Source organism: Burkholderia sp. LMU1-1-1.1, from assembly GCF_040675865.1.
In the GTDB taxonomy this organism is placed as follows: domain Bacteria; phylum Pseudomonadota; class Gammaproteobacteria; order Burkholderiales; family Burkholderiaceae_D; genus Rugamonas.
Genome location: NZ_JBEGHG010000017.1, coordinates 1 through 24,256, shown reverse-complemented (window position 1 = coordinate 24,256; position 24,256 = coordinate 1). Strand labels below are relative to the sequence as shown.

26 protein-coding genes are annotated in these 24,256 nt (G+C 62.8%); 20 read left to right on the top strand and 6 right to left on the bottom strand.

The genetic code is table 11. The annotated features are described in order from the left end of the window. Nucleotides 1-51: 51 nt before the first annotated feature. Both MRBLMU1_RS16310 and MRBLMU1_RS16305 read right to left on the bottom strand, forming a co-directional pair. Nucleotides 52-582: a hypothetical protein gene (locus MRBLMU1_RS16310; RefSeq protein ID WP_363503184.1), complete on the bottom strand. Its 531-nt coding sequence runs from the start codon at nt 580-582 to the stop codon at nt 52-54. 91 nt (nt 583-673) lie between these two features. Then, on the bottom strand, nt 674-2,119 hold the full coding sequence (locus MRBLMU1_RS16305) for an NAD-dependent succinate-semialdehyde dehydrogenase (RefSeq protein WP_363503182.1): 1,446 nt from the start codon (nt 2,117-2,119) through the stop codon (nt 674-676). Between the two features lie 170 nt (nt 2,120-2,289). Here MRBLMU1_RS16305 and MRBLMU1_RS16300 point away from each other — a divergent pair, with 170 nt between their 5' ends. Continuing rightward, on the top strand, nt 2,290-2,694 hold the full coding sequence (locus MRBLMU1_RS16300) for a hypothetical protein (RefSeq protein WP_363503180.1): 405 nt from the start codon (nt 2,290-2,292) through the stop codon (nt 2,692-2,694). Nucleotides 2,695-2,708: 14 nt separating this feature from the next. On the opposite strand, the gene MRBLMU1_RS16295 is transcribed toward MRBLMU1_RS16300, so the two are convergent. Further along, complete coding sequence (locus tag MRBLMU1_RS16295) at nt 2,709-2,975, bottom strand: UBP-type zinc finger domain-containing protein (RefSeq protein WP_363503178.1); 267 nt, start codon at nt 2,973-2,975, stop codon at nt 2,709-2,711. Between the two features lie 149 nt (nt 2,976-3,124). Here MRBLMU1_RS16295 and MRBLMU1_RS16290 point away from each other — a divergent pair, with 149 nt between their 5' ends. The 14 genes from MRBLMU1_RS16290 to MRBLMU1_RS16225 all read left to right on the top strand — a co-directional run bounded on the left by MRBLMU1_RS16290 (nt 3,125) and on the right by MRBLMU1_RS16225 (nt 15,412). Next, complete coding sequence (locus tag MRBLMU1_RS16290; protein WP_315217501.1) at nt 3,125-3,751, top strand: response regulator; 627 nt, start codon at nt 3,125-3,127, stop codon at nt 3,749-3,751. 36 nt (nt 3,752-3,787) lie between these two features. Then, nucleotides 3,788-4,060 (top strand): hypothetical protein, encoded by a 273-nt coding sequence (locus tag MRBLMU1_RS16285; RefSeq protein WP_363503176.1) that lies wholly within the window; start codon nt 3,788-3,790, stop codon nt 4,058-4,060. A gap of 50 nt (nt 4,061-4,110) precedes the next feature. Then, nucleotides 4,111-5,832, top strand: coding sequence for an Hsp70 family protein (locus MRBLMU1_RS16280; protein ID WP_363503174.1), 1,722 nt, complete (start codon nt 4,111-4,113; stop codon nt 5,830-5,832). Nucleotides 5,833-5,848: 16 nt separating this feature from the next. Then, a complete protein-coding gene (gene blaOXA / locus MRBLMU1_RS16275) occupies nt 5,849-6,625 on the top strand; it encodes a class D beta-lactamase (protein WP_363503172.1) in 777 nt (258 codons plus the stop codon). 8 nt (nt 6,626-6,633) lie between these two features. Then, nucleotides 6,634-7,200, top strand: coding sequence for a GNAT family N-acetyltransferase (locus MRBLMU1_RS16270; RefSeq protein WP_363503170.1), 567 nt, complete (start codon nt 6,634-6,636; stop codon nt 7,198-7,200). Beyond that, entirely contained in the window at nt 7,197-7,700 is a 504-nt protein-coding gene (locus MRBLMU1_RS16265; protein ID WP_363503168.1) for a GNAT family N-acetyltransferase, read from the top strand. Before MRBLMU1_RS16270 ends, MRBLMU1_RS16265 begins: the two co-directional genes overlap by 4 nt. Before the next feature lie 92 nt (nt 7,701-7,792). Further along, nucleotides 7,793-8,617, top strand: coding sequence for an alpha/beta fold hydrolase (locus tag MRBLMU1_RS16260; RefSeq protein ID WP_363503166.1), 825 nt, complete (start codon nt 7,793-7,795; stop codon nt 8,615-8,617). Between the two features lie 48 nt (nt 8,618-8,665). Then, the gene (locus tag MRBLMU1_RS16255) at nt 8,666-10,984 is read left to right on the top strand and encodes a tetratricopeptide repeat protein (protein WP_363503164.1); all 2,319 of its coding nucleotides are present in this window, start codon (nt 8,666-8,668) and stop codon (nt 10,982-10,984) included. A 91-nt stretch (nt 10,985-11,075) separates the two neighbouring features. Further along, complete coding sequence (locus tag MRBLMU1_RS16250; RefSeq protein ID WP_363503162.1) at nt 11,076-12,053, top strand: MBL fold metallo-hydrolase; 978 nt, start codon at nt 11,076-11,078, stop codon at nt 12,051-12,053. Between the two features lie 31 nt (nt 12,054-12,084). After that, the gene (locus tag MRBLMU1_RS16245; RefSeq protein WP_363503160.1) at nt 12,085-12,255 is read left to right on the top strand and encodes a hypothetical protein; all 171 of its coding nucleotides are present in this window, start codon (nt 12,085-12,087) and stop codon (nt 12,253-12,255) included. A 90-nt stretch (nt 12,256-12,345) separates the two neighbouring features. After that, nucleotides 12,346-13,188 (top strand): alpha/beta fold hydrolase, encoded by an 843-nt coding sequence (locus MRBLMU1_RS16240; protein ID WP_363503158.1) that lies wholly within the window; start codon nt 12,346-12,348, stop codon nt 13,186-13,188. A 225-nt stretch (nt 13,189-13,413) separates the two neighbouring features. Next, nucleotides 13,414-13,959 carry a Dps family protein gene (locus MRBLMU1_RS16235; RefSeq protein ID WP_363503156.1) on the top strand — a complete coding sequence of 182 codons (546 nt, stop codon included), beginning with the start codon at nt 13,414-13,416 and terminating at the stop codon, nt 13,957-13,959. A 2-nt stretch (nt 13,960-13,961) separates the two neighbouring features. Further along, entirely contained in the window at nt 13,962-14,810 is an 849-nt protein-coding gene (locus tag MRBLMU1_RS16230; protein WP_363503154.1) for a sensor histidine kinase, read from the top strand. After that, on the top strand, nt 14,789-15,412 hold the full coding sequence (locus MRBLMU1_RS16225; RefSeq protein ID WP_363503152.1) for a response regulator transcription factor: 624 nt from the start codon (nt 14,789-14,791) through the stop codon (nt 15,410-15,412). The genes MRBLMU1_RS16230 and MRBLMU1_RS16225 overlap by 22 nt, the downstream gene beginning before the upstream one ends. Nucleotides 15,413-15,595: 183 nt before the next feature. Here the strand turns inward: MRBLMU1_RS16225 and MRBLMU1_RS16220 are convergent, their stop codons facing one another. Beyond that, entirely contained in the window at nt 15,596-16,282 is a 687-nt protein-coding gene (locus MRBLMU1_RS16220; protein WP_363503150.1) for a hydrolase, read from the bottom strand. 135 nt (nt 16,283-16,417) lie between these two features. On the opposite strand from MRBLMU1_RS16220, the gene MRBLMU1_RS16215 reads away from it, so the two are divergent. After that, nucleotides 16,418-16,831 (top strand): hypothetical protein, encoded by a 414-nt coding sequence (locus MRBLMU1_RS16215; RefSeq protein ID WP_363503148.1) that lies wholly within the window; start codon nt 16,418-16,420, stop codon nt 16,829-16,831. Here MRBLMU1_RS16215 and MRBLMU1_RS16210 read toward each other — a convergent pair. Then, nucleotides 16,828-19,851 (bottom strand): sensor histidine kinase, encoded by a 3,024-nt coding sequence (locus MRBLMU1_RS16210; protein WP_363503146.1) that lies wholly within the window; start codon nt 19,849-19,851, stop codon nt 16,828-16,830. The genes MRBLMU1_RS16215 and MRBLMU1_RS16210 overlap by 4 nt on opposite strands. 212 nt (nt 19,852-20,063) lie before the next feature. Here MRBLMU1_RS16210 and MRBLMU1_RS16205 point away from each other — a divergent pair, with 212 nt between their 5' ends. Together MRBLMU1_RS16205 and MRBLMU1_RS16200 are read left to right on the top strand one after the other, a co-directional pair. Continuing rightward, nucleotides 20,064-20,447 (top strand): hypothetical protein, encoded by a 384-nt coding sequence (locus MRBLMU1_RS16205; protein WP_363503144.1) that lies wholly within the window; start codon nt 20,064-20,066, stop codon nt 20,445-20,447. Nucleotides 20,448-20,779: 332 nt separating this feature from the next. Next, nucleotides 20,780-21,673: a PAS domain-containing protein gene (locus tag MRBLMU1_RS16200; protein WP_363503142.1), complete on the top strand. Its 894-nt coding sequence runs from the start codon at nt 20,780-20,782 to the stop codon at nt 21,671-21,673. A 254-nt stretch (nt 21,674-21,927) separates the two neighbouring features. On the opposite strand, the gene MRBLMU1_RS16195 is transcribed toward MRBLMU1_RS16200, so the two are convergent. After that, nucleotides 21,928-22,155, bottom strand: a complete 228-nt coding sequence (locus tag MRBLMU1_RS16195; protein ID WP_363503140.1) for a hypothetical protein — start codon at nt 22,153-22,155, stop codon at nt 21,928-21,930. Between the two features lie 172 nt (nt 22,156-22,327). Here MRBLMU1_RS16195 and MRBLMU1_RS16190 point away from each other — a divergent pair, with 172 nt between their 5' ends. Then, entirely contained in the window at nt 22,328-22,906 is a 579-nt protein-coding gene (locus MRBLMU1_RS16190) for a chromate transporter (RefSeq protein WP_363503138.1), read from the top strand. Continuing rightward, nucleotides 22,903-23,490, top strand: coding sequence for a chromate transporter (locus tag MRBLMU1_RS16185; protein ID WP_363503136.1), 588 nt, complete (start codon nt 22,903-22,905; stop codon nt 23,488-23,490). The genes MRBLMU1_RS16190 and MRBLMU1_RS16185 overlap by 4 nt, the downstream gene beginning before the upstream one ends. Nucleotides 23,491-24,256 lie beyond the last annotated feature (766 nt).

Sequence of the window (24,256 nt, the reverse complement as noted above, 5' to 3'; positions counted from 1 at the left end):
TCTGAAGCCTCTGTCCCCTTGGCAGGACAGACTTTGATCGATGATCACCGACTAGCTATTGAAATAGTCTGGATAGTATTTCGGACAAATGCAGTTTTTTGTGTCTCTGGGCGGGTCGATACGCTCGAGGGCAAGCCGGGCCAGCGCCGTCTCGATTTTCTCGGCATCCATGACATTTTTTTCAGTGACCGCATAGCCTTCGCTGACGGAGATTTTAATCCTGTCCGCTCCGCACCAGACAAAGGCGTCAACGTCCATTATTTTGCAGCGGCCCGGTTGCTTCATCCAGGTCGTGCCACTGACTAAAGATGGAAACCGGGAAAACTCGTCTCCCCGGTAGGATACCCAAAGCTCCGGTTGCGGCGGCTGGCTGTCGAACTTCACGATCTCGACGCCAAGGTCTTTCAAGCACGATTCCAGTTGCGGCGTCGTCTGGTACGCAAACGCTGCATCGAGCGAATCGCCGTCATTTGCATGCCCGCCGAAAGCCCGAAAAAAACGAAAAAACTTGAGCCGTCGCGCCCAAGACCGGAGTTCGGCCTCGGAATGCTGTTCAAACAAGTATTGCGCCCATCTGTCCATAAGCATTCTTTACGTATCAACTCTCGCGAAACCGGTCCCCGGCGGCGGAAACCGCCAACAGCACCGCACCGACGCCGGGAACCTTACAGCCTTACACGCCCACCATCGACACCGCCTTGGTGTTCAGATACGCCTCCAGCGCCTCCGGACCGCCCTCCGAGCCGTAGCCCGAATCCTTGACGCCGCCAAACGGCAACTCGGCGCTCGGCGTGGCCGGCTGGTTAATCCACAGCATGCCGACTTCGACGTTGTGCATCAGCTGGTGCGCGTTCTTGATCGAGCGCGTGAACGCGTAGCCCGCCAGCCCGAACGGCAGACGGTTCGATTCGGCGATCGCCTCCTCCAGCGTGTCGAAGCCGCGCACCGCCGCGATCGGACCGAACGGTTCGTCGTTGAATACCATGGCGTTGAGCGGCACGTCGGCCAAAATCGTCGGCGCGAAGAAGTTGCCGGAAGTACCAACGCGCTGGCCGCCGGTGGCCACCTCGGCCCCTTTGCTGCGCGCGTCCTCCACCACTTGGCTCATCGCGGCCACGCGGCGCGCGTTGGCCAGCGGACCAAGCGTGGTGCCGTCGGCCATGCCGTCGCCCAGGGTCAGGCTCTCGGCGTGCGCCACCAGCGCCCGGGTGAACTCGGCCTTGATGCTGTTGTGGACCAGGAAACGTGTCGGCGCAATGCAGATCTGGCCGGCGTTGCGGAACTTGGCGCCGCCGCTGGCCGCGACGGCCAGCGCGACGTCGGCGTCCTCGGCCACGATGACCGGCGCGTGGCCGCCCAGCTCCATCGTCGCCCGTTTCATGTGGGCGCCGGCCAAGGCCGCCAGCTGCTTGCCGACCGGCGTCGAGCCGGTGAAGGTGACCTTGCGGATGACCGGATGCGGAATCAGGTAGCCGGAGATTTCAGCCGGGTCGCCGAACACCAGGCCGACGGTTCCCGGCGGCACGCCGGCGTCGACGAAACATTGCATCAGCGCGGCGGGCGACGCCGGCGTCTCTTCCGGCGCCTTGCACAGGAACGAGCAGCCGGTGGTGAGCGCCGCCGCCAGCTTGCGCACGATCTGGTTGATCGGGAAGTTCCATGGGGTGAAGGCGGCGACCGGGCCGACCGGCTCCTTCAAGACCAGCTGCTGCGCGGCCGGGTTGCGCGACGGCACGATGCGGCCGTACACGCGCATGCCCTCGGCGGCGAACCAGTCGATGATGTCGGCGCCGGCCAGCGCCTCGGCGCGCGCTTGCGCCAGCGGCTTGCCCTGCTCCTGCGTCAGCAGGCGGGCGATGTCGCCGGCGCGCTCGCGCAGCAGGCCGGCGGCGCGGCGCATGATGGCGGTGCGCTCGAAGGCCGGCACCCTGCGCCAGGCGTCGAAGCCGCGCTGCGCGGCCGCCAGCGCGTGGTCGAGGTCGGCGATGCTGGCGTGGGCGACATTGCCGATCGCCTGGCCGGTGGCCGGATTCAATACCGGAATGGTCTTGCCGCCGGCGGCTTCACGCCATTCGTTGTCGATCAGAAGGCGGACGTCGGGATAGCTTGCATTGGTCATTGATAATCTCCAATCAGGTGATGAATAAGTGCCGCGGTCGCCCGCTCCACCCTCTACTTTGCCAGAAATACGACAACTCGGTATCCCGCCGCTTGCCATTCCGATTCTGGTGGACCGTGGACAGGTCCTTGGCGCAAAATGGAGCCATCGCGTGAAAGGACTTTCCGACCATGAACTCCAATGTTGCGACACTGAAATTAGCCGCCCTTCCCACCATCAGCCGCGCCGAGGAATCCCTGGCCAGCCTGCGCGAATGGCAGCGCGCCGGCACCCTGCTCTCCTTTCTTTATATGCGTTCGCTGGGCGGCCTGATGCAAACCGGGCACGGCCGCATCACCGCGCTGAGCGAGACCGCGTTGAACATCGACGCCGGCGGCTCGTCGCTGTACGTCGCGCTGGTCAACGCCAAATACGACGACAGCCCGCAGTTGTTCTTCACGGCGAACTACAGCGGCCACTTCCACGTCCCCGGCGTCAGCATCAGCCTGGGCAACCACGACTGGCTGTTCTTTTCGGCCGATCAGATGCCGCAAGGCGTCGTGCTAACGCGCGACAACGTGCCCAAGCTGACGTAGCGCCGGCGTGATCGTCAGATCGGATCGAACATCTTGCGGTCGACATAACACCAGCCCCACGTCTCGCCCGGCTCCTTGGAGCGCATGATGGGGTGGCCCGTTTCCGCGAAATGTTTGCTCGCGTGCTTGTTTTTCGAGTCGTCGCAGCAACCGGTCTTGCCGCAGATCATGCACACCCGCAGGTGTACCCAGCTGTCGCCGGTCTTCAGGCATTCCTCGCAGCCGGACGTGTTGGCGCCGCGTGTGTGGATCAGGTTCAGGTGTGCGCAGCTGTTGCCCATGGTGGCTCCTCCTTAAGATGTGGCCATCTTACCGCGCGCCGCCGCCGTCCGCCTCCTGGTCTTTTGGCGGGCACCATACCAAGGTATAACTATCGGCGCCGCGCAATGTTGCGCAAAATGAGCTCATCAACAACACAGAGGAGCTCGACATGAACACTTCCGCATCCATCGTCATCGCCGACGTTCATCCGCTGATCCGCGCCGGCATGGCGTCGCTGATCGAATCGGAGGACAACTTCAAACTGTTGGGCCAGGCCAGCAGCGGCAGCCAGGCGGTTGAAATGTGCGAACGCCTGCAGCCCGACCTGCTGCTGATCGACCTGAACATGCCGGACTGCGACGGCATCGAAGCCATCGGCCGCATCAGCGCGCGCCGCCCGGACGCCAAGATCATCATCCTCAGCGGCCACGAGCGCGAGGAGGACGCCGACCGCGGCATGCGCGCCGGCGCCAGCGCCTACATGCTCAAAAGCGCCCCGCTCGACGACCTGATGGCCTGCATCCATACCGTGCTGTCCGGTAAAAAATACATGATGCCGGAACTGGCGCTCAAACTGGCCAGCCGCATCCACGGCAACCAGCTGACGCCGCGCGAGCGCGACATCCTCGGCCACCTGGCCACCGGCATGAGCAACAAGGTCATCGCGCGCGCGGCCGGCATCGGCGTCGGCACCGTCAAATTCCACGTCAAAAGCATCATGTCCAAGCTCAACGTCTGCACCCGGACCGAAGCCGCCATGGTCGCCGCGCGTCGCGGACTGGTGCATTTGGCGTGATCGGGTAGACTGGATAGTCAACAACAAGGAGGCATCATGATAGATCGTCACGCAGCAACTTATATTCCGGTCAGCACGGAACGGACCAAGGCCGTCGTCAAGGAATTGCGGCCTGGCATGCGGGAAAAAATCGATGTGGCCAGCTTGGCCGATCCGCACCAGCGCGCCGAGGTCGACGCCTGGATCGTCGCCGACGAGGACGGCCCCGTGCATTTCATGTACGAGGACGGCCCCGGCGGCCACGAGGTGCAGTTCGGCTTCGCCGACGAGGTGCGCGAGACCATCGCCGAGGCGGAAACCGACCTGTAAGCCCGCGCCAAATCCCGTGATAAAATAATCAATTTTTCCGGGAAGAAAAAATGATTGTCGGGATAGACCTGGGTACGACCAATAGTTTGATCGCGGTGTGGGAGGATGGCGCGCCGCGGCTGATTCCAAACAGCCTGGGCGAGAAGCTGACGCCGTCCTGTGTCAGCCTCGACGAAGACGGCAGCATCCTGGTCGGCCGCGCCGCGCGTGAACGCTTGCAAACCCATCCCGCGCGCACCGCCTCGGTGTTCAAGCGCTACATGGGCAGCGACAAGCAGATCCGCCTCGGCAACCGCGAGTTCCGTCCCGAGGAACTGTCCGCGCTGATCCTGCGCTCGCTGAAGGAAGACGCCGAGGCCGCCCTCGGCCATCCGGTCACCGAGGCCATCATCACCGTCCCCGCCTATTTCTCCGACGCCCAGCGCAAGGCCACCCGCGCCGCAGGCCAACTCGCCGGGCTGCGCGTGGACCGGCTGTTGAACGAACCGACGGCCGCCTCGCTGGCCTACGGCATCAATCTGCGCGACGCCGAGACGCGCTTCCTGGTATTCGACCTGGGCGGCGGCACCTTCGACGTCTCCGTGCTCGACCTGTTCGAGGGCGTCATGGAAGTGCGCGCCTCCGCCGGCGACAACATGCTCGGCGGCGAGGATTTCGTGCTGTGCCTGATCAACCATTTCTTCGAGCAGCAGAAGATTCCGCTCGGTCTCAAGAGCGACGCCCACTTCATGCAGCGCCTGATCGCCGCCACCGAGCGCGCCAAGCGCGCGCTCAGCGACTCGCCGTCGGCCACGATCCAGATCGCCCACAACGACACCGAGTATGCGATGAGCCTCGACGAGGCGGCGCTCGAGCGCGTCTGCGCGGCGCTGCTGCAGCGCCTGCGCGACCCGGTCGAGCGCGCCTTGCGCGACGCCAACCTGCGCATCACCGAGTTGGACAATGTCATCCTGGCCGGCGGCGCCACCCGCATGCCGGTCGTGCGGCGGCTGGTCGCGCGCATGTTCGGCCGCTTCCCGGCCTGCGACATCAATCCGGACGAGGTCGTAGCGCTGGGCGCGGCCGTGCAGGCCGGCCTGAAGATGCGCGACGCCGCGCTCGACGAGGTCGTCATGACCGACGTCTCGCCCTACTCGCTCGGCATCGAAGTCTCGATGCAATTGGGCGACCGCAGCTATTCATCGGGCCACTTCGACCCCATCATCGAGCGCAACACGCCGGTGCCGGTCAGCCGCGTCAAGCGCTACCACCCGGTCAGCGACAATCAAAAATATCTGGAACTGAATGTCTACCAGGGCGAGGCGCGCATGGCGCGCGACAACATCCGCCTGGGCAGCCTGAAGATCGCCCTGCCTACCCTGGCGATCGAGGATAGCGGTATCGATATCCGTTTCACCTACGACGTCAACGGCTTGTTGCAGGTCGAGGCCACCGTCGTCAGGACGCAGGCAACGCACACGCTGGTAATCGAGGGCAATCCGGGCATGCTGTCCGAGGCGGAGATCGCGGCGCGCTTCATCACGTTGTCGGAACTAAAAATCCACCCGCGCGACCGCATCGAACATCGCACCCTGCTGGCGCGCGCGGAACGGCTGTACCAGCAACTGCGCGGACAGGGCCGGGAATGGTTCGGCGGCCGGATCGTCGCCTTCGAACAGGCGCTGGAAACGCAGGACAAGCGCGTGATCGACCCGGTGCGGGCGCAGTTCGAGGCGACGCTCAACGATATCGAGCAGGATAGCTTTACCTTGCCGTTCAACGACCCGCTTTAACAAACCGCTTAAAAAAATGAATTTACGCAGCATAGTTTTCGTCGTTTTGAGCGCCGTCGCGAGCATCCCGGCGGCGCATGGCCGCGATATTTGCACAGCTGTTGCCGATGCGGCCACCGGCGAAGTTCTTGTCGAGCGCGGGGACTGCGCGCGGCAAGTGACGCCGGCCTCCACGTTCAAGATTGCCATCAGCCTGATGGGGTACGACTCCGGCTTTTTAAAGGACACGCGGACGCCGCTGCTGCCGTTCCGGGAGGGTTATGTCGATTGGCGCGAATCCTGGCGCCATCCGACCGCGCCGGACAAATGGATGCGGGAATCGGTGGTCTGGTATTCGCAGCAGGTGACGCGATCGCTGGGGAAAGAGCGCTTCGCCGCCTACACCAAGCAATTCCAGTTCGGGAACGCCGATGTCTCCGGTGACGCGGAAAATGACGGATTGACGCTGTCATGGATAAATTCCTCATTAAAGATCTCGCCTTTGGAGCAACTAGCGTTTTTAACAAACGTCGTGAATCGGCGGCTTGGCGTGAGCCAGCGCGCCTACGACATGACGGCGGAACTGACGAAATTCCCGCAGCCACCAGCAGACTGGGAGCTGCACGGCAAAACCGGCGCCGCCGCCGGCTGGGGCTGGTACGTCGGCTGGGCGTCGAAAGGGCCGCGCACCTTGGTCTTCGCGCGGCTGATTCAAAAGGACGACACGCAGCCCAAAGACATCCCCGCAGGCGTGTTGGCGCGCGACGCGTTGATCGCGGAATTCGGCGCGATCATGGCGCCCTTGGCAAAGTGACACAGAGGATGGCAAATCAAAAAACAGATCTCCTAGTAACAGAGCGTCTGATACTTAGATGCCCGGCACCGGACATGAGCGCGGGCATGCTGGCCTATCGCCAACTGAATCGCCCACACCTTCAACCATGGGAGCCGGAGCGTGCGCCAGGCTTCTATGCCACTCAGGCGGTCGAGGACCAACTGCGCGACATGCAAAGACAGGTTGAAGACCGATCGGCGGTTTATTGGCTAATACATGCAAATGATCGTGAAGAAATCTTAGGTATGTGCGGCTTCACCAATATTATTCGAGGCCCTTTTCAAGCCTGCCATCTAGGCTTCTCGCTCGGCAGCAAATACCAAGGGATGGGCCTCATGCACGAAGCGCTCGCGGCCGCCATATCGCATATTTTTGAAGCCCAAAAGCTGCACCGTATCATGGCGAATTACCAGCCAAACAACCATCGGAGCGCAAAATTACTGTGCCGGTTAGGATTTGAACGAGAGGGTTTAGCAAAGAAATATCTCAAGATAAACGGCCACTGGGCTGATCACATCCTGACCTCCTTAATTAACCCGGTCGAAAATTTATGAACATCGACGTACGACTGGCGCACACCAGTGAGCGCCTCGTGGTCCGCCACATGATGGAGCTGTATCAGCACGACTTCTCGGAGTATGACGGCACCGACCTCGACGAGCACGGCCAGTATGGCTACTACGACCTCGACTGCTTCTGGATCAATCCGAACTTCTCTGCGTTCATTATCAAAGTGGACGAAAAATGGGCCGGATTTGTCTTGGTCAATGACGAGGTGTTAAATCCTGACAACTCGGCGGCGATCGTCGAGTTTTTTGTGATGAGAAAATACCGTCGCCATGGCGTCGGCCAGTACGCGGCGAAGGCGATCCTGGGCGCCCATCCCGGCCGCTGGGAGATCAAGGTGATACAGGAAAATCCGGCGGCGTTTGTCTTCTGGCAGAACATCATCCAGGTAAACTGGCCCGGCCAGGAGCACGCGGTGACAATGAACGACGAACACTGGCAAGGCCCGTTATTCACCGTAGCAACCAATAGCGGGGGTCAAGTCTGACATTCGGACACGAACCCAGCCAAGTAGCTCCTGAGCTTGTGTCCGAATGTCAGACTTGACCCCGGATTTTTTCAACACTCACATTTTCATCCATGACCAAATTCACTCTCCCGGCCATCGTCGCCTCCGCCCTCCTGTTGGCCGCCGCCAACAGCCTTGCCGCGCCGCCAGCAGGACAGGATGCCCTCGCCGGCCCCAAGATCAAGGTCGATGTGGGTGGGCGCAAACTGAATATGTATTGCGTCGGCAGGGGGTCGCCGACCGTGCTGTTTGAGGCCGATGCCGGTCGTGCCGGATGGGATTGGTCGGCGGTGTTGCCGGAGGTCGCCAAACACACCCGCGCCTGCGTCTACGACCGCGCCGGGCTGGGTTCGAGCGATCCGATCATCCGCGCCTCCACCGTGGCCAACGCTAGCAAGGATTTGAACTTCCTGATCAAGAACGCGCGGCTCGAGGCACCCTTCGTCGTGGTGGGCGCCGGCTACGGTGCCATGGTGGCGCAACATTTCGCGCTGCGGTCGCGCGGCGCGGCCGTCACCGGCCTGGTCCTGGTACAACCCATGCATGAAGATGCGCTGCCGGCGGACCGCGCCGCCCAGCTCGATGGCGCGCTGGCCTGTCTGAGCTCGATCGAACAGGGCAAGGCCGACTCGACCTGCGTCTACCCGACCACCACCATCAACGGAGAAATTGGTCCGGCGCTGGCGGCCGCCCAGGCGGCGCAAGCGGCCAAACCCGCCTATTGGCGTGCCCGTGCGTCCGAGTGGGACGGCCTTGAGACCAGCGCCAACCAGCTGCGTACCGCCCGCAAGCCCTTCGGCGATATCAAGGTCGTCGACGTGAAGGAAGGACAACCGGCGGCAATCATCGACGCGGTGCTCGGCGTGCTTGACGCGCTAGGCGCGATCCGCCAGTAACGGCAGACAGAGGCCGGAGCGGCTGCGCCGATTTCTCCATATAACGATATGACCACCGAATTCACTTTCCTCCAACGGCTCAGCCTGAGCGGCGACGCCGACGAACGCGCCATTCGCCGCGCCTACGCCCGCGAACTTAAACTGATCGATCAGGAAGCCGATCCCGCTGGTTTCCAATCCCTGCGCGAAGCCTATGAAACGGCACTGTACTGGGCGCGTCATAAGGAAGAGTTTGTAGCGGAGGAATTTGCGGACGCCCCCACGCAGCCGGAGCTTGAGGCCGCCGTCGGGATGGATCTGGCGCAACCAGCGCCAATCCAGGTCCCCGCTCCCCGGCCGCCTGATTACGCGGCCGCCGATCATCCCCCCGCCAACCCGCCCCGGGAACGGCTGGACACCGACCATGATGCGCTGGCCGAGGCCGTCTTCGCCGATTTCCTGCGGCGCGCCGCCGCCATCGCGCACGAGCGCCCCATCACCCCGGACTTGCCATGGCAACGCGAACTGCGCGCCAGCCTGGACGACCCTCGGCTGATCAACATCGTCGCGCGCGAGACGTTCGAGCGGCGCGTGGCCGATCTGCTGGTCTCCGGCTGGCGGCCCGGCCTTGAGGCGCTGCTGGTAGCGGCGGTGAACACCTTCGGCTGGTCCGGCGACCGGCGGCGGGTGTTCAGCCTCGGCCGCTCGGGCGCGATACTGGACGCCGCCATCGACGAACGCGCGACCTTCGACCTGCAACCGGATGCCCAACGAGACGATCAGCGCCGGTTGATCGAGCGCTTGCGCGATCCGAAACCACCCGGCACGCGCGAGCTGGTGCGCAACAGCGCGACCTTGGAAACCCTGATCGCCCGCTTTCCGACCTGGCTGGCGCTGATCACCGACGTCGACAACATCGTGCGCTGGCGCGAACAGAACGACAAACTGCCGCCATGGCGGCGCCAATTGACCTTCACCGGCGTGCGCAAGCCGGCCGGGCACTCCTACGAGCACCAGAAAAAAAGCACCATCAATTGGGGATGGGTGATCGTGCTGGGCTTGGTGGCGTTGATCCGCTTCCTGGCGCACGATGGCGGCGACGACGCGTCCAGGCCGGACGAGGCAAGCAAATACTTCAATCACGGCACACAACAGCTAAACAACGATGACGCCACCGGCGCCATCGCCAACTTCACCCGCGTGCTCGAACTCAAGCCCGACGATGCACAGGCCCACGGCAATCGCGCCGCCGCCTATTTGGCTACCGGCCAGGATCGGCTGGCGTCAGAGGACATCGAAAAGATGGCCGCGCTCGACGCTAAAAATCCCTTGCTGGACCGTTTGCGAGGCGTGTTAGCGCTACGTACCGGCCATTACAACGAGGCCATCGATGCCTTCACCAGGGCGCTCGAGCTGGCGCCGAACCACGACATGATGCTGCTCAGCCGCGCGCAAGCGTATACCAGCATCGGCGAGCTGGACAAAGCCCTCGCCGATATCGATGAAACGCTGAAGGTGTCCAAGAAGCCCGGCGCGGCGCCTTATATGCTGCGCATGAAGATATTTTCAAAACAAAACAATGACGCCAGGGCACTCGCGCAAATCGAACCGATGCTGGCCGCGGCCCCGGCAGACACCGATGCGTATATCGCAGCGGCCGAGCTGCACATGCGTCTGAATCAGCGCGAGCTGGCGCGGACGCTACTTGATCGCGGCGTCGTGGCCGCGCCGGACGCCGCCATCTACCTGTATCGGGCCGAAGTGCGGCCGCGCTCCGACAAACCTGGCCGGCAACAAGATATCGACTCGGGAATCGCGCTGGCGCCGCACTCCGTCTATGCCAACAGATTGCGCGCCGAACTGGAGGCGGACAATGGCAGGTACGACGACGCGCTCGCCACGCTGACCAACATCCTCAAGGACAACAAAGCATACGGGCCGCCAACATTGGTGCTGGTGGATCGCGGTGTGGTCCACATAAAAATGGGCAACCAGCCGCTTGCAAACGCGGATTTCGAGCAGGCGCGGAAGGCCGCCAAGACCGCGACGCAACTGAACAGCGTGGCCTGGGAAATGGCCACCCGGAATGTCGCACTGCCCACCGCGCTGTCGATCATCAACGAAGCGCTGGAGAAAGAGCCCGACTACTACGCCGCAATTGACAGCAAGGCATTCATCTTGCTGCGATTGGGACAATACCGTGAGGCGATTGAACAATACGACGAGGCGTTAAGACTCCAGCCCAAGCTAGCCCAATCCTTGTTCGGAAGAGGCATCGCCAAGCGGCGCGCCGGGCAGCGGGCCTCCGACGACACCGACTTGAAGGCCGCGCGCGCGGTCCAGCCGGATATCGACGCCGAATTTGCCGCAATGGGCATGAGGCCTTAAGCCCAGGCCATACCCTGCACTAAGACAGGGGCCGCGCGGCTTGTGTTCCGCTAGCATCAACGCACCCATCGTTGATACAGGAACACTCCCCATGAACCGCAAAACGTTACTGGCCGCGACCCTGGCCATCGCTTGCAGCTTGCTGGCCCCGGCCGGCCACGCTGCCGCGCCGCTGGTCGGTACCCAGGCGCCCGGCTACTACCGGATGATGCTGGGCGACTACGAAATCACCGCCCTCTCCGACGGCAGCCACGTCTTTCCCATCGACACCGTGATGACGCACATCGCGCCGGCCGCGATCAAACAGGACCTGGCCGACGCCGACCTGGCGCAACCGGTGCAAGGCTCGATCAACGCCTTCCTGATCAACACCGGAAAAAAACTGATCCTGGTCGACGCCGGCGCCGGCGCGCTGTACGGCGATTGCTGCGGCAAACTGCTGGCCAACCTGCGCGCCGCCGGCTACCGGCCGGAACAGGTCGACGAGCTGCTGATCACCCATCTGCACAAGGACCACGCCGGCGGCATCATGGCGCAAGGCGCGGCGGCGTTCCCCAACGCGGTGCTGCGGCTGTCGCAAGCCGAGGCCGACTACTGGCTGACGCCCGCCAACAAGGCCAAGGCGCCGGAATTCCTGTCGACCTTCTTCGACGCCGCCAAGGCCGCCGTCGCGCCCTACCAGGCCACCGGCCGCTACCAGCCCTACGACAAGTTCGGCCAGCTCGAACCCGGCATCGAGGCGCTGCCCGCGCCCGGCCATACCCCGGGGCACGCAATGTATCTGGTGCAAAACAAAAACCAGCAACTGCTGATCTGGGGCGACATCGTCCACGTCTCCGCCATCCAGCTGCCGAACCCGGAAGCGACCGTCAAATACGACAGCAGCGAGGACGACGCGCACGGTACACGCGTGCGCCTGTTGCAAATGGCCGCCAGCAAGCCCATGATCGTAGGCGCGGCACATATCGCCTTCCCCGGCCTCGGCCACATCCGCCAGCGCGGCGGCAGCTACGACTGGTTGCCCGTGAACTACGACGGCGCGCCGGCACCCAACGCGGTAGCACAATGAGCGCAGTGAATCGCCACCTGAAAGGACAACCATGAGCAAGCCAGACGCCCCGCCTCCCCCATCCCCCGCCCCGCCGGCGCCGGCCGACAGCCCGGCCGCCCACGAGGAGGACGTACTCGACGAGGCGCTGGAGGAGACCTTCCCCTCCAGCGATCCGATCGCCGTCACCATCACCAAAGAGGAACGCCCACCCAAACGCTGAGCCGCGGACTGGCCTTTTGGCAGGAGCGTTACTTCGATGCGCTGACTACACTGCTATGGCAGCATCCCCCCACCCATCAAGGAGCTTCAAATGTCTAACAGCAAACTCTCAGTCGACAGCGTCATCACCGAAGACGGCACCCGCATCCATTTCAAGGATTGGGGCACCGGCCCGGCCGTGGTCTTCAGCCACGGCTGGCCGCTGCAAGGCGACGCATGGGAAGACCAGATGATCTTCCTGGCCAGCAACGGCTACCGCGTCATCGCCCATGACCGCCGCGGCCACGGCCTGTCGAGCCAACCATGGAACGGCAACGACATGGATACCTACGCCGACGACCTGGCCACCTTGATCAACGCGCTGGACCTGAAGGACGCGACCCTGGTGGGCCATTCCACCGGCGGCGGCGAAGTGGCGCGCTACATCGGCCGCCACGGCACCGCCCGCGTCGCCAAGGCGGTGCTGGTGGGCGCCGTGCCGCCGCAGATGGTCAAGTCGGACAGCAACCCGAACGGCTTGCCGATGTCGGTGTTCGACGGCATCCGCAGCGCCGTGCTGGCCGACCGCTCGCAGTTCTTCAAGGATTTAACGATGCCCTTCTACGGCTACAACCGCGACGGCGCCAAGCCTTCGCAGGGCGTGCGCGATACCTTCTGGGCACAAGGCATGCAGTGCGGCATCAAGAACGCCTATGACTGCATCAAACAATTCTCGGAAACCGACTTCACCGAAGACCTGAAGAAGATCGACGTGCCGACCCTGTTCGTGCACGGCAGCGACGACCAGATCGTCCCGATCGACGCCGCCGCCAAGGCCGCCGTCAAGCTGGTCAAGAACGGCACGCTGAAGATCTACGAAGGCGCGCCGCACGGCTTGCCGACCACCCACAAGGACAAGCTCAACGCCGATCTGCTGGACTTCCTCAAGTCCTGATGGTCACCGGCTAACCCTAAGGGGTTAGCCGCCCCCCTCCCCAATGAACGTTCCGGGTCACTCTTTCGGATATGAGACTATCCGGCCGCGCGCCGGATAATGAAACCATTGAACGAATACCTCGGAATACCTCGAAAGCACGTGGTGCGGATTGGCGGGCCTCTCCCGCCAATCCGCATCACGTGATGTAGACGACGCCAGAATTCAAACTATTGAAAGCACATCATGAGCAACGAAAAATCCTCCGACATCCTGCAAGACTTCGGCGCGCTGGCCAACGTGCGCATCGGCTTGAGCGCGGAAGTGCGCTCGCAAGGCGTGCGCGCGCTGAACCGCCTGCTGGCCCACACCATGGCCATGCGTGACGCCTACAAGAAAGCCCACTGGCAAACCTCGGGCGCCACCTTCCATCAGCTGCACCTGCTGTTCGACAAGCACTACACCGAACAGGTCGCGATCATGGACGCCATCGCCGAACGCGTGCAAACCTTGGGCGGCGTGACCTTCGCGCTGGCGCAGGACATCGCCGACGAGTCGACCATCTCGCGCACCGCCCCGCGCGGCCGCGAGTCGGCCCAGGCCCAGCTGAGCCGCCTGCTGGACTCGCACGAAACCATCCTGGTCGAAGCGCGTCCGCTGGCGCGCGCGGCCGCCGAGGCCGGCGACGACGGCACCAACGACCTGATCGTCAGCCAGGTGGTGCGCAGCAACGAGCTGCAAAGCTGGTTCATCGGCGAGCACCTGGCGGCGCAGACGCAGTCCGCCAAATAGCGATGCCCAAGCCCATGGATAACGCGGCGGTACCGGCGCTCGACAACGAGCAGCTGTACCGCCACCTTCAGGAGGAGAAGGCGCGCCGGCTGCAAGCCGAGCAAGCGCTGCAGCTTGCCACGGAAGAACTGGCACGGCTGGCCCGCATCACCTCCATGGGCGAATTCGCCGCGTCGATCGCGCACGAGGTCAACCAGCCACTGGCGGCGATGGTGCTGCACGCGGAAGTCGGCCTCAACGCCTTGACGCAAAATCCGCCGCAGCCCGAGCAGGCGCGCGACGCCTTGAAACTAATCATGCACGTCGGCGCGAGCGCCGGCGACGTCATCCGCAGCATCCGCGGCATGTCGAGCAAGACCAACCCTGTGCCGACCTTGTTCGCCGTCGATGACGCGCTGCGCGAAGTGCTGCGCCTGTTGCGCGCGGAGTTACATAAACACCGCATCGAAGTCTGCGACGGCCTGGCGCTGGGCGAACATCAACTGTCCGCGGACCGCGTCCAGTTGCAGCAAGTGATGATGAATCTGGTACTCAACGCCATCGAAGCGATGAAGGACGTGCACGACCGTCCCCGCAAGCTGGAACTGCGCTCGGCGCTGGCCGACATCTCAGGCACCCTGCGCATCAGTGTGGAAGACAACGGCGTCGGCGTCTCCGCCAAGCTGGCCGAGCGGCTGTTCGACCCGCTGTTCTCCACCAAGCCCGGCGGCACCGGCCTGGGCCTGTCGATCTGCCGCACGATCATCCACGCGCACGGCGGGCGCATCTGGAGCACCTCGCGCCAGCCGCACGGCACCGCTTTTCACATCAGCCTGAAGGGAAATCCGCCATGGACACCATCTCCATCCTGATCGCCGACGATCATCCTCTCATCCTCGCCGGGCTTAGCGCCCTGATCAATTCGATGCCGGAGTTCCGGCTGGTGGCGCAGGCGGCCAACGGCCTGCAGGCGGTGGAGCTGTACCGGCAGCACCGGCCGGACGTCGTGATCATGGATTTGAGCATGCCGGAGATGCACGGCGTCGACGCCATCGGGCATATCCGCGCCTTCGATGCGGAGGCGCGTATTGTGATCCTGACGACGTATCAGGGGGATGAGGATGTGTATCGTGGCTTGCGCGCGGGAGCGAGGGCTTATCTGTTGAAGGATAGCGGTTCGGAGCAGCTGGCCACGTGCATCAGGACGGTGGCGGCCGGGCAGAAGTTTTTGCCGGCGGAGGTGGCGGGCAAACTGGCCGAGCGGGCCGAGACGACCAGGCTGTCGCGCAGGGAACTGGAGATCTTGGCGCATCTGGCCACCGGAAAGAGCAACAAGATGATCGCGCGCAGTGCGGAGATCGAGGTGGGGACGGTTAAGTTCCACGTCAACAATATCTTGGCCAAGCTGAATGTTGCGAGCCGGACGGAGGCCGCGACGGTCGCGGCAAGGCGCGGCCTGCTCAGCGTGTTCTGACCACCGCGCCAATCCATCGCTCGGGGAAACCCACCCGGCCATCAACCTCAAAAACAACGAGGATACACGTAGGGCGGATTAGGCGAAGCCGTAATCGGCCATGTATGCGCCGCCGACGGCTCCTCAATGGCCGATTACGGCGTTCCGCCCAATCCGCCCTATGTATCCCCCTGGTAAATCTTCTTACTTGGCCGCGATAGGCGCCAGCGTTTTGTGGTCGCTGGTGGTCCGCGGTGCCGCCTTGTGCACCATCGTGTAAGCGTAATCCACGCCCATGCCATACGCGCCCGAATGCTCGCGCACCACGGCCATCACGGCATCATAGGTCTCGCGGTGCGCCCAATCGCGCTGCCATTCCAGCATCACTTGCTGCCAGGTCACCGGCACCACGCCAGCCTGGATCATGCGCTGCATCGCGTAATCGTGCGCTTCCTTCGACGTGCCGCCCGACGCATCGGCCACCATGTAGATCTCGTAGCCGCCTTCCAGCATCGCGCACAGCGCGAAACTGTTGTTGCACACCTCGGTCCACAAGCCCGAAACGATCACTTTCTTCTTACCGTTGGCGGCCAGCGCGTCGCGCACTTTCTGGTCGTCCCACGAGTTCATCGACGTGCGTTCCAGAATGTCCTTGCCTGGGAACACGTCCAGCAGTTCCGGATACGTATGACCCGAGAACGATTCGGTTTCGACGGTGGTGATGATGGTCGGAATGTTGAAGATCTTGGCCGATTTGGCCAGCGCGACGGTATTGTTTTTGAGTGCCTGGCGGTCCATCGACTGCACACCGAACGCCATCTGCGGCTGCTGGTCGATGAAGATCAGCTGGCAGTTGGTCGGGGTCAGGACTTCGAGTTTTGGATTCATCATGATGGCTTCCATAGTGTGTAAGGGGAACGATCATGTTAGGCGCTGAAACGGACGGGCACCACTATCTAAATGTAGGCGCCGGCGACGTGGCAAGTCTGCTAAGCTTGCCGCTGAAGATCACATAATGGACCTGACATGACCACTCCGGACGACACCGCGCAACGCGCGCAGCTGACCGCGCTGGCGCGCGGATTGCGCGACCTGCATAAGCAATTGCTGCACATTGAAACCCAGTACTTCGGCGCGGTCGGCAGTCCGCTCGAGCTGTTGCAGCTGGTGACGAACCATCCACATTTCGCCTGGCTGCAAAAGCTGTCCGGCCTGATGGCGCAGATGGATGAACGGCTCGACGAACCCGAACCCGTCGCCGTTGCCGACGCGCTGGTGTTCCGCCGCGCGGTGGAGGCGCTGATCGGCCCGTCCGAGGAAGGCGACATGGAATTCCGCGCCAAGTACAACGCCTTGCTGCACGACGCGCCGGAAGTGGTCATGGCGCACGGCGCGGTGCGCAAGCTGCTGGGCGCGATCGGCACGGCGCCGGCCGCTTAGCCTGCGTTTGACTCCACCCCGCCGCGCCGCCGCAAGCGCCGCACCAGACGCTTCCACCGCGACTGGCCGACGTAGGCCAGCGCGGCCGGAATCGTCAGTCTCACGCGCGTGCCGATCGACGGGCTGTCGATCATCAAGCTAGCGCCTATGCGCGCGGCGCGCTCCGCCATGCCCGGCAAACCCCAGTGGCCGGCGCGATTGCCGCTGGACAGAATCTCGGCGGGAATACCCTTGCCGTCGTCGGCCACCTGCATCACAAACTGGTCGGCGCCGTAGCTCAAGGTCGCCTGGATCGACTTCGCGTCGGCATGGCGGAAGGCGTTCATCAGCGCCTCGCGGCCGATGCTGTAGACCTCGCAGCTGACCTCTTCCGTCAACTCCATGGCGCCGCCCTCCTTGCGCAGGGTGAAGACGCCGTGGTGGCTCTCCTGCAACACCTCGCCGACGATCGTCAGCCCGCGCTCGAGATCGCCGTCGCTCATCGCGCTCGAACGCAGGTCCTGCACCTCGTCGCGTCCCTCCTCGATTACGCGGTCGGCCAGCAGCAGCATGCGCTCCAGCCGCGCGCGGGTGGACGAGTCGCCCGGCAACGCGCTCATCGCATTCTGGAAGCCCAGCACCAGCCCCTGCACGCTTTGCAGGAAGGTGTCGTGCAAGGTGCGGGCGATGCGCTCGCGTTCGGCCATGCGCGCGGCGATGCGCAAGGTCGCCTGCCGCGCCCACAGCCGGTACAGCAGATACAGCACGCCGGCCGCCGCCAGCACGCACAGGCCGTAGAACAACGGCGTCTGTCTAAAGGTCGGCAGGATGGTCAGCGCGATCGAGGTGTCCCGCTCGTTCCACTGCCCCAGCTCGTTGACGGCGGCGACGCGGAAGCGGTAGTCGCCCGGCCCCAGGTTGGTGTACGACACCGCGCGGCGGCTGCCGGATTCCTGCCAGTCGGCGTCGACGCCCTCCAGCTGGTACCGGAACCGCACCATCTCCGGCATGCTGTAGCTGAGGGCGGTGAACTCGATGCGGAACGAAGTCGTGCCCGGTTCCAGCCGCACGGTGTTCGAAAAGTCCAGGTAGCGCTTGCCCTTGGCCACCAGGGTTTCGACCAGCACCCGCGGCGCATGCGGCGGCGGATAGGATTTGGTGGTGTCCAGACGGGCCATGCCGGTGGCGCCGACAAACCACAGCTGGCCGTCGACGTCGCCCAGGACCGAGGGCCGGCGGGTGCTGGTATCGGCGAAACCGGGATAGCCGTCCAGCACGCCATACAGGATGTATTTCAGCTGTACGCCAGACGCGGCCGTTGCAGCTTTCCAGTCCGCCGCCTTGACGTGGACCACGCCCTTGCTGCCGTTGAGCCAGCGGTCGCCGTTGGCGCCCACCACGGTGCCGGAAACACCGGCCAGCACATCGGGATCGGCGGCGGCCAGGCGATGGAACGCGCCGTCGCGCAACACCGCCAGGCCGCCGATGCCGCCCGCCACGACCTCGTCGCCGGCCACGTGCAGATGGGTGGCCGGGCCGATGTCGTTGTCCGCTGACGCCGGGTACCGCGTGACGCGGCCATTATCGAAATATACGATAGCGCCATCGTCGTAACAGAGCCACAGCGTGCCCATGCGGGTGCCCGCCTCGGCCACGAAGTTACCAGGAGGCAAACCCAGCGCGACCTGATTGGTCCATTTACCGTCCACCAGCCGGAACGAACCACGCCGCGCGATCGACACCCACAAGCCGACGCCGTCATCGAACACGCGCGCCACGTCCACCGGGTCGCCCGTGTCAACCGGGTCCGGCGGATAGGCGATACGCTCCGAGCGGTCCGGATAGCGCCGTTCGAGCGCGTCCGGGCGGGCCAGCAGCAAGGCGCCGTCGCGGGCGTTGCCGACGGCGCCGACATTGCCCGGCGGGTAATGTTCATCGATGGGGCGGGCGCCGTCGGCCCGCAGGCGCCACACTTGCCCCGACGGCAGGCTCAGCGCCAGCACATGACCGGAATCGTCCCGCGCCAATTTAAAGGCGCGCCCGCCGCCGGCCAGCTTGACCGGCGCCAGGCGGTTGTGGCGGAACCTTTCCACACCGGCCTGGGTGCCGATCCAGACACTGCCGTCGCGGTCCTCGAACAGGATGTTGCCGGTCAGGCTGCTGAGCTGCCAAGGCTGGTCCAGCCGGCTTCGCGGTCCGGCGTTGGGTGTCATCAGGCGGCTGGGCATGGCGCCCACGCCTTCGGTCCGGCAAACGCCGACCGGACAGGCCAGCGACCAGAAATTGCCGTCGCGGTCGAACAACCCGTTTTCCTGACCCTGCGATTGCGCCAGCCAGGCCGGACGCGGCGTCAGCGGGCCGCGATGCTGGGGCGGCACCGGTATCAGCCTGTCGTGCAGGTCCTGCCACAGCCGGCCATCGGGCGACTCGATCAGGTTGACCGTATGCACATCCTGTCGCTGCACCTGCCGGAAGCTTTTAGCACCGGCGGGCATCACATACAGCGCGTGGCCGACGGCGACCCAGACTTGTCCGTACTGGTCGGCGACCACGTTCGACACCTCGCCCGCAGGCAAACCCAGCTCCGGTCCGACGTTGTGCCAGGCGCCGCCGCGCAGTTGCAGCAGCGCGCTGGTGGTGGCGACCCACAGCTCGCCGCGCTCGTCGGTCGTCGCGCTCGTCACCGGCCCTATCGGCGCCTTGCCCACCATGCCCGGGTAATGGGTGATGTGGCCGCCGTGCAGCCGGCTAAGCCCGCCGAACAGATAACCGATCAGCAAATCGCCGTCGCGCAGCGCCGTCAGCGCGGTGACGGGACGCTTGGGCGCGGTCTCGCCGTTCAATGCCTCGAACCGGCGGAAGCGCATGCCGTCAAAGCGGTAGAAGCCGTCGACGCTGCCGATCCACAACCAGCCATCGGTGGTCTGCGCCATGGACGACACCTGGGCCGGGGCGCCATCCTTGCCGGTCCAGATATCGTGATGCAGCTCGTCCAGGGGAACCTTGCCGTCGAGCGCCATCGCGTGTGCCGACGCGAGCACGCACAACACCATTACCCGACGTAGCAACAGCAACATAAAATTCATACCCCAGAGGAAAATTAACAACCCGCCATGATAGGCGATTTTCCTGACAGCCACATCGGCGGCATTGGCAATGGCAACAACTATCGAAATCATAGAAACAATAAAATATACCAATCACCCATCATCCGGTACTCTGACGACTCCTACCCAAGTAAAAGAGTATGATCATGAACAAGTCCACGCCAGCCCCGTCGGTCCGTCCTCTTCCGCTCAGCGGCATCCTGCTGGCGCTCGCTTATGCCGTGGGCGTGCTGGGCTTCGAGATGCTGGGGTGGGCCTTATTCGCGGTGGGCGCGCTCATGTGGATGATGGCGGACGGCAGGACAGTGCTCCGGATGCTGACGAGGCGTACGCCTCATCATACCCAGCGCCTGATCACCTACAGTACGCCACCGGCGATCGCGCTGCTGGCCTACATGACACTGGCCGGCGGCGAGGCCGATGCGGTGGTCGGCGGCGCCCTGGCGTTGCATGCTTTGCTGGTCTGGGCCGTGTTGATGGGCGCAGCCTACGCTGTTTCTCAAGAAACAGCGGTAAGCCAGCGTATTTAAAGCGGATTTCGCAGATATCCACACCAACTGTGGATAAGGTTGTGAATAACCCCCACTTGACAGCCGAGAACGCCTTTAACGGCGGGGGTTTTAATAAAATGCCCAATCCGCAGGCAGATTTTTTACCCAATAAAATCAACCACTTACAACATCAATTTTTTTGACGGCCAGCCTTTTTGAGGTCGCTTGAAATATATTTTTCTGTGCATAAGTAAGGTCGAAGACAACTATGTCACGACGCACAGGGGAATCCTTTGACAAAAGTACGTGTGAGGAATAGTGTGGCTCTGAAGGTACGCATGGCCTTCTTAGACTCGCCTCGGGAATGATGCATGAACCAGAATGATGATGACACGGATTGGATGATAGAGGACGAGGTAGCTCCGGTCGGCGCGCCGCAGGCGGGAGCGTCGGCGGCGCCACCGCCATGGCGGGTACTGATCGTGGACGACGACGTCGACGTCCATGTGGTCACCAAGTTTTCGCTTAGTAATGTGTGTTTCCTGGGGCGGCGGCTCAGTTTCCTGCATGCCTACAGCGGCGAGGAAGCCCTGAATACCCTGCGCAACACCCCGGACATCGCGCTGGTGCTGCTGGACGTCATCATGGAAACCAGCGACGCCGGCCTCAACGTCGCGCGCCAGATCCGCGACGCGCTGCATAACCAGCTGGTGCGCATCGTCCTGCGCACCGGCCAGCCGGGACAGGCGCTGGAACACAGCATCATCCTCGATTACGACATCAACGATTTCTGGTGCAAGACCGACCTGACCACGCGCAAGCTGTTCACGACGGTGATCTCTTCGCTGCGCGCCTACAACGGTTTGGAAGAAGCGCACCGGCAGACGGTGGCATTGCGGAAGGAGCTGGACCATGCGCAGCGGTTGCTGGCCGCCGTCGACCAGCACGCCATCATCATGACGCTGAACCAGCGCGGCAAAATCGCCACGGTCAACGACAAGTTCAGCAACGTCTTCCAGTTCACCCGCGACGAACTGATCGGCGCCGACCTGCGCCTGCTGCATCCGCCGCCGTACCCGCAGGATCAATTGGCCGACGCCTTGCGAGCGGTCAAAGAGGGGGAAAGCTGGACCGACGTCGTCACCGCCTGGCGCCGCGACGGCCAGGAGGTGCGCTTGCGGGTGACAGTCAGCCCGCTCGAAGAACCGGCCACGCCATACATTATGGTGGCCAGCGTTTTGCAACCGCTCAAAAAATCCTTCTAAGCTACGGATTGTTAAGCACTTTTTCGGATATCCACAGCCTCTGTGGATATCTATGTGGACAACACCCCATTGACAATGCGGGAAGCCTGTAACGACGCGGTTTTCTACAAACTGCCCATCCAAAAGGCAAAATTAAACCCCTTGGAAATCAACGACTTACGGTTACATCGATTGTTACATGAATTTATTTAAAAAAAATTCTTGTCAACATGATGTGTGCATAACTAAACACAAACTCGGTTCATTCCCCCAGGTCAGTGATGCTCCTTGCGACGTTGCTCAGGATGCAGCAACACGCGTTCGATCACTTGCGGGGCGACGTTATGGGACTTCATGTACTCGATCGCGCAAATCGTATTGAAACTCGCTTGCACGGTAATGCCACGTTCGACGACGGCGCTGCTTTGCTCATCCTGTCGTTGCTGATTCAACTCGGCTTTCGGAACGGATTCCAGACGGGGGGATAGGAGTGCGTTCATCATGATCCTTCGCAAGAGGTTGAGGGATATTTGATCCCGATCAAAGTGACGTGCAACGAGAGTATGAGCGACAGCGATCCAAAGTCAATGTCAGGTTCCTATCATTCCGGAATTAAAATGTTGCCTGTATTGAACGCAATGGACACGAGGCAATAACCGGGGCGATAATGACCGGATGACTACAGAGACGCCGCTCCCCCGCCCCACTTCGCTGTTTGATTTGTTCCTATCGTTCACCATTTTGGCCTTGCAGGGCTTCGGCGGCGTGCTCGCGGTCGTGCAGCGCGAGATGGTCGAGCGCAAGCGCTGGCTGACGCAGGAAGAATTCATCGAGGACTGGGCGGTCGCCCAGATCATGCCGGGCCCCAACGTCGTCAACCTGGCCCTGATGATCGGCGGCCGCTACTACGGCCTGCGCGGCGCCATGACGGCGCTGGCGGGCATGTTGACGGTGCCGATGATCGTCGTGTTGTGCCTGGCGCTGCTGCATGCGCAATACGCCAACCATCCGGGCGTGGCGGGCGCGCTGCGCGGCATGGCGGCGGTGTCGGCCGGCATGATCGCCGCGACCGGCGTGAAGCTGGCCTCGGCGCTGCGCAAGCATCCGCTGCCAATGTGGCTGACCGGCCTGATCGCCCTGCTGTGCGTCGGCTTTGTCGTGGTCATGCGCCTGCCGCTGGCCTATACCTTGCTGATCCTCGGCAGCATCGCCGTCACGCTGACCTACCGCACCATGAAAGGAAAGCGGCCATGAGCGCGGCGCCCATCCATATCGTCCTGAGCTTCACCGACTGGCTGAACCTGTTCGGCCATTACATGCTGCTATCGCTGTTGTCGATCGGCGGCGCGATTTCGACCACGTCGGAGATGCACCGTTTTCTGGTCGAGGAGCATCATTGGCTGACCCAATCGCAATTCAACGACTCGATCGCCATCGCCCAGGCGGCACCGGGACCGAACGTGCTGTTCGTCGCGCTGATGGGATGGAATGTGGGGTTGAACGCCGGCAGTTATACGGCGGCATTCGCCGGGGTCGCGGTGACGATGTTCGGCATTATGCTTCCGAGCACCACGCTGACCTATCTGGCCGCGCGCTGGGGCCATCGCAACCGCGAACTGCTGGGCGTGCGGGCGTTCAAGCAAGGCATGGCGCCGGTGGTGGTGGGATTGATGGTGTCGGTGGGGATTATCCTGGGCAGCGCCAACAGCAACTGGACCACCGACTGGCCGTTGTGGCTATTGTCGGTGGTGGCTGGTGTGATCATCTGGCGCACCAAGCTGCATTTGCTGTGGCTGCTGGGCGCGGGTGCCGCGCTGGGATGGTATGGCCTGGTGTGAATTAATCTATCTGACGTATTCCGGCCAGGAGTCGGCGTGCAATCAACAGCGATCAGGCAGATGCTGCAGTTAGTCGCCCATGGCTTTGCGCTTCTAGAAAACAAATCAAGCCGACGCTCATTCTAAATGAACCCATACGATGGTTGCTTAAAATCAGAGCAGATGCGGCGGAGCGGCGTGCCGGGGCAAGTGCGTCTGGCGCGCATGCTTTCGATGCGAGAGTCGATTCGCGCGATTACGAAATGTGGACCGAGATTCACGGCAGCGCGCTGTTCATCAGCAACCGGAAAGAGCCTGAGCGGTGGTCGCAACTATTCATCGGATGGGTTGCGCTTTGCGAGAGCCACGCAACCCCGTGACGGTTCACATCGGCTCACCGTTTATGAGCGCACAGCTGCGGGCTGGCGCGAGTGGGAGGGGCCCTCTGTTCTTGAGACCTTGGACGATGCGGTAGCGCTGGGCCGGCAGTTACTCTGCCGTTAGAGGCAACCGATTGAATCCGCAGGCACCATCCGTCGGCTGTGAGAATTGGTGGATTTTGTACTAGGGCAAACTGCTATGCTAGGGGCCGATGGCCGCGTTCGGCCAGCAGCGGACGCTCAGTCAAATTTAGAAAGCGCCTTTTCGAACAATATAGGTCCATGGTAATCCCCCCTGCAAATGATCGCCATCAGAAGTAGAATTTTCTCAATTAGCTTTTTGAAAGTTCTGCAATGAAGACTTCCCGATTCACCGACAGCCAAATCATCGCCATCCTGAAGCAGGC

Excerpts from the sequence above, each read along its gene's own strand:
- MRBLMU1_RS16310 (WP_363503184.1), bottom strand. The coding sequence starts at position 582 with ATGGACAGATGGGCGCAATACTTGTTTGAACAGCATTCCGAGGCCGAA.
- MRBLMU1_RS16305 (WP_363503182.1), bottom strand. The coding sequence starts at position 2,119 with ATGACCAATGCAAGCTATCCCGACGTCCGCCTTCTGATCGACAACGAA.
- MRBLMU1_RS16300 (WP_363503180.1), top strand. The coding sequence starts at position 2,290 with ATGAACTCCAATGTTGCGACACTGAAATTAGCCGCCCTTCCCACCATC.
- MRBLMU1_RS16295 (WP_363503178.1), bottom strand. The coding sequence starts at position 2,975 with ATGGGCAACAGCTGCGCACACCTGAACCTGATCCACACACGCGGCGCC.
- MRBLMU1_RS16290 (WP_315217501.1), top strand. The coding sequence starts at position 3,125 with ATGAACACTTCCGCATCCATCGTCATCGCCGACGTTCATCCGCTGATC.
- MRBLMU1_RS16285 (WP_363503176.1), top strand. The coding sequence starts at position 3,788 with ATGATAGATCGTCACGCAGCAACTTATATTCCGGTCAGCACGGAACGG.
- MRBLMU1_RS16280 (WP_363503174.1), top strand. The coding sequence starts at position 4,111 with ATGATTGTCGGGATAGACCTGGGTACGACCAATAGTTTGATCGCGGTG.
- blaOXA (WP_363503172.1), top strand. The coding sequence starts at position 5,849 with ATGAATTTACGCAGCATAGTTTTCGTCGTTTTGAGCGCCGTCGCGAGC.
- MRBLMU1_RS16270 (WP_363503170.1), top strand. The coding sequence starts at position 6,634 with ATGGCAAATCAAAAAACAGATCTCCTAGTAACAGAGCGTCTGATACTT.
- MRBLMU1_RS16265 (WP_363503168.1), top strand. The coding sequence starts at position 7,197 with ATGAACATCGACGTACGACTGGCGCACACCAGTGAGCGCCTCGTGGTC.
- MRBLMU1_RS16260 (WP_363503166.1), top strand. The coding sequence starts at position 7,793 with ATGACCAAATTCACTCTCCCGGCCATCGTCGCCTCCGCCCTCCTGTTG.
- MRBLMU1_RS16255 (WP_363503164.1), top strand. The coding sequence starts at position 8,666 with ATGACCACCGAATTCACTTTCCTCCAACGGCTCAGCCTGAGCGGCGAC.
- MRBLMU1_RS16250 (WP_363503162.1), top strand. The coding sequence starts at position 11,076 with ATGAACCGCAAAACGTTACTGGCCGCGACCCTGGCCATCGCTTGCAGC.
- MRBLMU1_RS16245 (WP_363503160.1), top strand. The coding sequence starts at position 12,085 with ATGAGCAAGCCAGACGCCCCGCCTCCCCCATCCCCCGCCCCGCCGGCG.
- MRBLMU1_RS16240 (WP_363503158.1), top strand. The coding sequence starts at position 12,346 with ATGTCTAACAGCAAACTCTCAGTCGACAGCGTCATCACCGAAGACGGC.
- MRBLMU1_RS16235 (WP_363503156.1), top strand. The coding sequence starts at position 13,414 with ATGAGCAACGAAAAATCCTCCGACATCCTGCAAGACTTCGGCGCGCTG.
- MRBLMU1_RS16230 (WP_363503154.1), top strand. The coding sequence starts at position 13,962 with ATGCCCAAGCCCATGGATAACGCGGCGGTACCGGCGCTCGACAACGAG.
- MRBLMU1_RS16225 (WP_363503152.1), top strand. The coding sequence starts at position 14,789 with ATGGACACCATCTCCATCCTGATCGCCGACGATCATCCTCTCATCCTC.
- MRBLMU1_RS16220 (WP_363503150.1), bottom strand. The coding sequence starts at position 16,282 with ATGATGAATCCAAAACTCGAAGTCCTGACCCCGACCAACTGCCAGCTG.
- MRBLMU1_RS16215 (WP_363503148.1), top strand. The coding sequence starts at position 16,418 with ATGACCACTCCGGACGACACCGCGCAACGCGCGCAGCTGACCGCGCTG.
- MRBLMU1_RS16205 (WP_363503144.1), top strand. The coding sequence starts at position 20,064 with ATGAACAAGTCCACGCCAGCCCCGTCGGTCCGTCCTCTTCCGCTCAGC.
- MRBLMU1_RS16200 (WP_363503142.1), top strand. The coding sequence starts at position 20,780 with ATGAACCAGAATGATGATGACACGGATTGGATGATAGAGGACGAGGTA.
- MRBLMU1_RS16195 (WP_363503140.1), bottom strand. The coding sequence starts at position 22,155 with ATGATGAACGCACTCCTATCCCCCCGTCTGGAATCCGTTCCGAAAGCC.
- MRBLMU1_RS16190 (WP_363503138.1), top strand. The coding sequence starts at position 22,328 with ATGACTACAGAGACGCCGCTCCCCCGCCCCACTTCGCTGTTTGATTTG.
- MRBLMU1_RS16185 (WP_363503136.1), top strand. The coding sequence starts at position 22,903 with ATGAGCGCGGCGCCCATCCATATCGTCCTGAGCTTCACCGACTGGCTG.